At 73.3% G+C, this 5,890-nt stretch carries 3 protein-coding genes; 2 read left to right on the forward strand and 1 reads right to left on the reverse strand.

The features are described from left to right. Both ACO2SS_RS28595 and ACO2SS_RS28600 read left to right on the forward strand, forming a co-directional pair. A partial coding sequence (locus tag ACO2SS_RS28595) for a MotE family protein (protein WP_423281265.1) occupies positions 1-872 on the forward strand: 872 nt, incomplete at its 5' end. 94 nt (positions 873-966) lie between these two features. Next, the gene (locus ACO2SS_RS28600; RefSeq protein WP_423281266.1) at positions 967-4,380 is read left to right on the forward strand and encodes a hypothetical protein; all 3,414 of its coding nucleotides are present in this window, start codon (positions 967-969) and stop codon (positions 4,378-4,380) included. A gap of 13 nt (positions 4,381-4,393) precedes the next feature. Here ACO2SS_RS28600 and fliP read toward each other — a convergent pair whose 3' ends face one another. Next, positions 4,394-5,170, reverse strand: coding sequence for a flagellar type III secretion system pore protein FliP (gene fliP, locus ACO2SS_RS28605; protein WP_423281267.1), 777 nt, complete (start codon positions 5,168-5,170; stop codon positions 4,394-4,396). Positions 5,171-5,890: the final 720 nt, after the last annotated feature.

The raw sequence follows: 5,890 nt of genomic DNA on the forward strand, positions 1-5,890 counted from the left end.
CTTGCGGAGCGGAGCGCGCGCCGGATCGAGAGCAGGGCGGCGTGAACCCCAAGAGAAAGCTCCCGGGTTCGGGACAGCTCCCGAGTTTCCGGCTGATCGACGGCGTCATCGTGGCGGCCGTCGCGATGCTCGGGCTGAAGGTCCTGGGCCTCTCCGCGAGCCTCGGGACCGGAGCCCCGCCGCAGCCCGAGCCGCCTCCGCCCGCGACGAAACAGGCGAGCTTCGGCCGCGTCCTCACCCATGCCCGGACGAATTTCGAGCTCGAGGAGCCGACCACGACCGGCTCCCTGCCCGCCAAGCAGGAGGACGGAAGCGCTCCGCCGCCCGAGGACAGCACCGCCCAGCGCGAGCCGGCTCCGCCGCTCCATCCACCCTCGCCGAGCGAGCGGCTCCTGCTCGAGCGTCTCGGGGAGCGCCGCGAGGAACTCCAGCAGCGCTCGCGCGAGATGGAGGCGCGCGAGCGCATGCTCCAGGAACAGGAGCGCAAGCTCGACGAGCGTCTCAACGCCATGAAGGCCGCGGCGGCCGATGAATCGGCGAAGGCGAACGCTCCTGCCGCGAAGAATGCAGGCGACCCGGCCGTGCTCAGGAACGTCGTGGTCATGTACGAGACCATGAAGCCGAAGGAGGCTGCGCGGGTTTTCGAGCGCCTGCCCCTCGACGTGCTCCTCGCGGTGGTGTCCCAGATGAATTCGCGAAAGATGGCCGAGGTCCTCGCCGCGATGAGCCCGGAGAGCGCGGAGAAGCTCACCGTCGCGCTCGCCAAGCGGGCGGAAGGCGGCGGGCAGGAGGTGAAGCCGGCGCCGTCGCCCGGAGCGCTTCCGCCAGGGGAACTGCCGGCCATCGAGCGCCCCGCCATGGCTCGCCGCTGATCTCGGTTAAGCGGGCGTTAGCAGCAGACCGGTAGGGTTGCCTCGTCCACGCAGCCCGGCTCAGCCAGAACAGCTCGTCTGATCGGTGTCGAAGATGCCAATTCCCGGCCGGTGGTCCGGCTCGGCTGTCGGACGGCTCGCACCCCTGCTTCTCGCCTGCCTCGCGCTCCTCGTGGGCGCAGTGCCGGCCTCCGCTCGCGAGGTGGTCGTCGCCGGCTCCAAGATGAACGGCTTCGGCCGGGTCCTGCTCCAGTTCGACCAGCCGACCAAGGTTTCGGCCCGGACGGCCAATTCCGTGCTGGTCATCAGCTTTGCCGAGCCGGCCAAGGTCAAGGCCGAGAAGCTCGCCAGCGAGCTGGCGCCTTATGTCAGCACGGTCCGCCGCGACCCCGACGGCACGGGCCTGAGGCTCGCTCTCGCCGCGCCCGTTCGCGTCAACGTGCTCGAGGCCGCCGAGCGGGTCTTCATCGACCTCCTGCCGCCGAAGTGGACGGGCCTCCCGCCCGGGCTCCCGCCGGAGGTCGTGGCGGAACTCGCCGCGCGCGTGCAGGCCGCGGAGGCGAAGCTGAAGGCGGCGGGAGGGCGGCCGGCCGAGGCACCAAGGCTCGTGCGGCTGCGCATCGGCGAGATGCCCGCCCTGACAAGGCTCCAGTTCGAGGTGCCGCCGGACCTTCCGGTCGACGTCAAACAGGACGGGGAGGAGGTCGAGCTGTCCTTCAAGGGACAGGTCAGGTTCGACCAGGCGGGCTCGAAGCCCAAGCTCACGGCCGGTGTCGCGGATTTCGAAGCGCTCCCGGGCGCCGGCGGGCTGACCATCCGGGTCAGGCGAGCGGCCGGTTTCGAGGCCCAGAGCTTCCGTGAGCCGGACGGCCTGGTGCTGGATCTCGCAAGGCCGCAGCCTCCCCAGGAGCTGCCCGAGCCTGCCGAGCAGGTCCCTCCGCCTGTCCTGCAGGCGGCCCCCGCCCCGGACGCGCGCGGCGCAGGGCCAGGTGCAGGCGATCGCCGGGCCTCCCAATCACGCCCGCCCGCAATGGCACCCGCCGAAGCCGCCAAGCCCGGCGTGGCGGCCGCCGAGGGCTCCGCGCCCTCCGTGGTCGTCGCGAGGGTCGAGGCGGGGGCAGACGGCACCGCCATCGTGTTCCCGTTCGGCCGGCGGACGCCCGCTGCGGCCTTCCGACGGGGCGGGGTGCTGACGCTCGCCTTCGATACGGAGGACAGGCTCGACACGTCGTCCCTCGCCGCGGCTGCCGATCCGTCCCTGCGGCCGCTGAGCGTCAGAGCCGAGGGCGGGCTCACGGTCCTGCGCCTGCCCGAGCCCTCCTCCGGGGCGGTCCGGTTCCTTGCCGAGGGCGAGGGCTGGCGGCTGACGACCGGAAGTGCCGGAGGGCTTCCATCCGATGCCCTGAAGGTCTCGCGCGGTGTCGATACCCACGGCCGCCCGCTGGTGGCGATCGGGATGGCGGGGGCGTCGCGCGCCCACTGGCTCCGGGACGGCGACGGGGCGAAGCTCGCGGTCGTGACCGCCTCCGGGCGCGTCCAGGGATTGCCGCTGCCGCGCAGCTTCGTCGAGTTCGGCCTCGCCTCGACCATCCACGGCGTGGTGGTCGAAGCGCGGGCGGATGACGTCTCCGTTGCCCTGGGACAGAACGGGGTCCTGATCGCCCGCGACGTCGGGCTCACGCTGTCGCCGGCTTCCCGCGGCCGCGAGGATGGCGGAACCGCCTCACGCCTCGTCCTCGCCCGCGACGCGTGGGTTCGGGACGCCGCCTCCGGCGCGTTCGACCGCTACGCCGCCCTGGTCCGGGACAACGCGGAGGCCGCCCGCGCCGGCCGCGCGGAGGCGCGGTTCCGGCTCGCGCGCTTCATGCTCGCCAATGGACTCAACCACGAGGCGCTGAGCCTTCTGGCCCTGGCCCGATCGGAGGACGCCGTCTTTGCCCGCCGGCGTGACACGCTGATCCTGTCGGGGATCGCGGCCGTGCGGGCGCGCAGAACGGCCGAGGCCCGAGCCTTCCTGTCGGCCGATGGCGCCGCAGAGGAGTCGGAGGCCGTCCTGTGGCGGGCGGCCGCGGACGCGCTCGACAAGCGCTGGGGCGCCGCCCTGGCCGGATTCCGCCGCGCCCACGAGATCGTCGAGCTCTATCCGGACGATGCCGCGGGTCCGCTCCGTCTCCTCACCCTCACGGCCGCGCTGGAGGCGGGCGACGTTGCGGCTGCCGAGAGCGAACTCGGCGCGATCGACCGCATGGCGACGGGGAGCGTGCCGCGCGACCGGCACGATCTTCTCCGCGCACGGGTCGACGAGGCTGCCGGCCGCAACGAGGCGGCCCTGAAGGCCTACCGCGAGCTGATTCTGGAGGCGGACCTGCCGGTCGCCGCGGAGGCGACGCTGCGCGCGACCCGGCTCGGCGTGAAGGCCGGCGAGGTCGACACGGACGCGGCCATCTCGACGCTGGAGAACCTCAGCATCACCTGGCGCGGCGGCGAGGTGGAGGTCGGGACACTCGCGGATCTCGCCCGGCTCTATGGGCGGGCGAAGCGGTGGCGCGACATGTTCACCGTTGTCAGGCGGGCGAACCGGTACTTTCCCACCCATCCGGTCTCGCGCGGCCTGCACGAGGAGGCAGCGGCGCTCCTCGAAGGGCTGCTGCTCGGCCCCGAGGGCGAGCAGCTCACGGGCCTGCAGGCCCTCTCGCTCTACTTCGATTTCAAGGAACTCGCGCCCGTGGGCAGGCGCGGCGACGAGATCGTCCGGCGCCTCGCCGACAGGCTGGTCGAACTGGACCTCCTCGAGCAGGCGGCCGACCTTCTCCAATACCAGGTCGAGCGACGCCTGACGGGTGCCGCCAGGGCGACGATCGCCGCCCGGCTCGCGGCCATCCGGCTCCTGGACCGGAAGCCGCTGATGGCCCTGAGCGCCCTCCATTCGACCCGGCTCTCCGGCCTGCCGGAGGAGGTGCGCCGGCTTCGCTACGTTCTCGAGGCGCGGGCTCTGGCCGATCTGTCGCGCACGGACCTGGCCCTGGAGGTGCTCGAAGGCGAGACGGGTCCTGCCTTCGACCGCCTGCGCACCAGCATCCTGTGGAATGCGCGCCGCTGGCGGGAAGCCGGGGAGGCGGGCGAGGCCCTGCTTGGGTCGCGCTGGGAAGGCCCCGACGCGCTCAGCGACCGCGAGCGGTCCGACGTCCTCCGCGCGGCCATCGCCTACGTGTTCGCCGACGAGCGGATCTCGCTCGACCGGCTGAAGCAGAAATTCGCCCGCAAGATCATGGATTCCCCCGACGCGCGCACCTTCGAGCTGATCCTGCGGCCGGGCGCGGTCGAGACGCGCGAATTCCGTATCGCGGCCCAAGAGGCGGCCCGGGCCGATACCTTGCGCACGTTCCTGGCCGACTGGACCCTTCCGGCCGGCGAGATGGAGACGGATGGGACGGCGCCCGGAGCGGCCGAGCCGCAGCTTCCCTCGTCGCCGCGTGCCGAGAGCAGCAGGTCGCCGGTTCCGGGCTAGCCGGCCGGCCGCGTCACGTCCCGAAGCTCTGGACCAGGGAGCCCGCCACGAGGCTCCACCCGTCCACGAGGACGAAGAAGATCAGCTTGAACGGCAGCGCGATGGTGGCCGGTGGCAGCATCATCATGCCGACCGACATCAGGATCGACGCCACCACAAGGTCGATGATCAGGAACGGGACGAAGAGCAGGAAGCCGATCTCGAACGCGCGCCGCAGTTCCGAGATCATGAAGGCCGGGATGAGCACGTGGAGGCCCACCGCCGCGGGGCTCGCGGGCGGCGGCTCGCGGGAGAGATCGACGAACAGCGCCAGGTCCTTCTCCCGGACGTGCCGCATCATGAACTCGCGCATCGGCACCACGCCGCGGTTGAACGCCTCGCCGGGCTCGATCTGCCCGGCCAGGAGCGGCTCCACCCCGACGCGGTAGACCTCGCGGAAGGTCGGCGCCATCACGAAGGCGGTCAGGAACAGCGCCAGGCTCACGATGACGGCATTGGGCGGCGCCGTCTGGGTGCCGATCGCCGACCGCAGCAGCGAGAGCACCACGACGATCCGCGTGAAGGACGTCACCATCACGAGAACGGAAGGCGCGACGGCGAGGATCGTGACGAGGGCGACGAGTTGCAGCGCCCGCTCGGTGACGCCGCTGCCCGGGCCGAGGTCGAGGCTCAGCGTCTGCGCATGCGCCGCGCCGGCCGCGAGACCGAACGCAGCCGCAGCGGCGAGCGCTGCGATGCGGCAGCGGCCCCGGCGGGATCTGCGCACGAAAGTCGGAAGGTGCGGCGTCACGCCGGGAATCGGTGGTGCATGGCCCGGACCCTGCGGTCCGCAGGGAGCGAGCGCAAGGTGGAGGAACGCCCGCCCGCCGGCTGCTCACAGCCAGCGCGTGGCGATCAGGACTTGTTGTCCTTCCGGTCGAGGGGGCGACCGAGCAGCCGGGCGAATTCGGCCTCGATGTCCTCGATCGAGAACGGATCGGGGCGGGCTGCAGGCGGAGCCGGCGGTTCGGCAGCCGGCGTCGGCGCCGGGGGAGGCGGCGGCGGAGGCGGAGCCTGCACGGCTTTCGGCGGTTCCGGAGCCGGCGGGGGAGGGGGCGGCGGGCTGGACGGCAGCGTTCCGGGCGCCGGCCGTGACGGCGGCGGGACCGGCTCTGCGGATGCGGCCGGGGCGGGAGCGGCCCGCTCGGCGGGCTTCTCCGGGGCCGGCGGCTGCGGCGCCGGGCGCGGCTCAGGGCGGACTGGAGCCGGCTGCGGCTGGGGCCGCGGGGGTTGCGGCCGTGCGGCAGGGCGCGGCGGCGACGCCGGCTCGGCTGCGGGCTCCGGCAGGTTCAGGGCGTCCTCGAGCTGGCGCGCCATGTCGGAGAGATGGGGGCGACCCTGCGCGGCTTCGGGCTCGCGGGCCGCCGGCACCGCTGCGGGCACGGGCCGCGGCTGATTGGCCGGAGCCGCGGGGGCTGCAGGGCGCGGGGCGGGCGCGGGCGCCGGCGTCGGGGGAGGCGCTGCGACGGGC

The sequence above is a fragment of the Enterovirga sp. CN4-39 genome (assembly GCF_049446235.1).
GTDB lineage: Bacteria > Pseudomonadota > Alphaproteobacteria > Rhizobiales > Beijerinckiaceae > Enterovirga.

Bases quoted from the DNA above. Each gene is read 5' to 3' on its own strand.
- ACO2SS_RS28600 (WP_423281266.1), top strand. From the start codon at position 967: ATGCCAATTCCCGGCCGGTGGTCCGGCTCGGCTGTCGGACGGCTCGCA.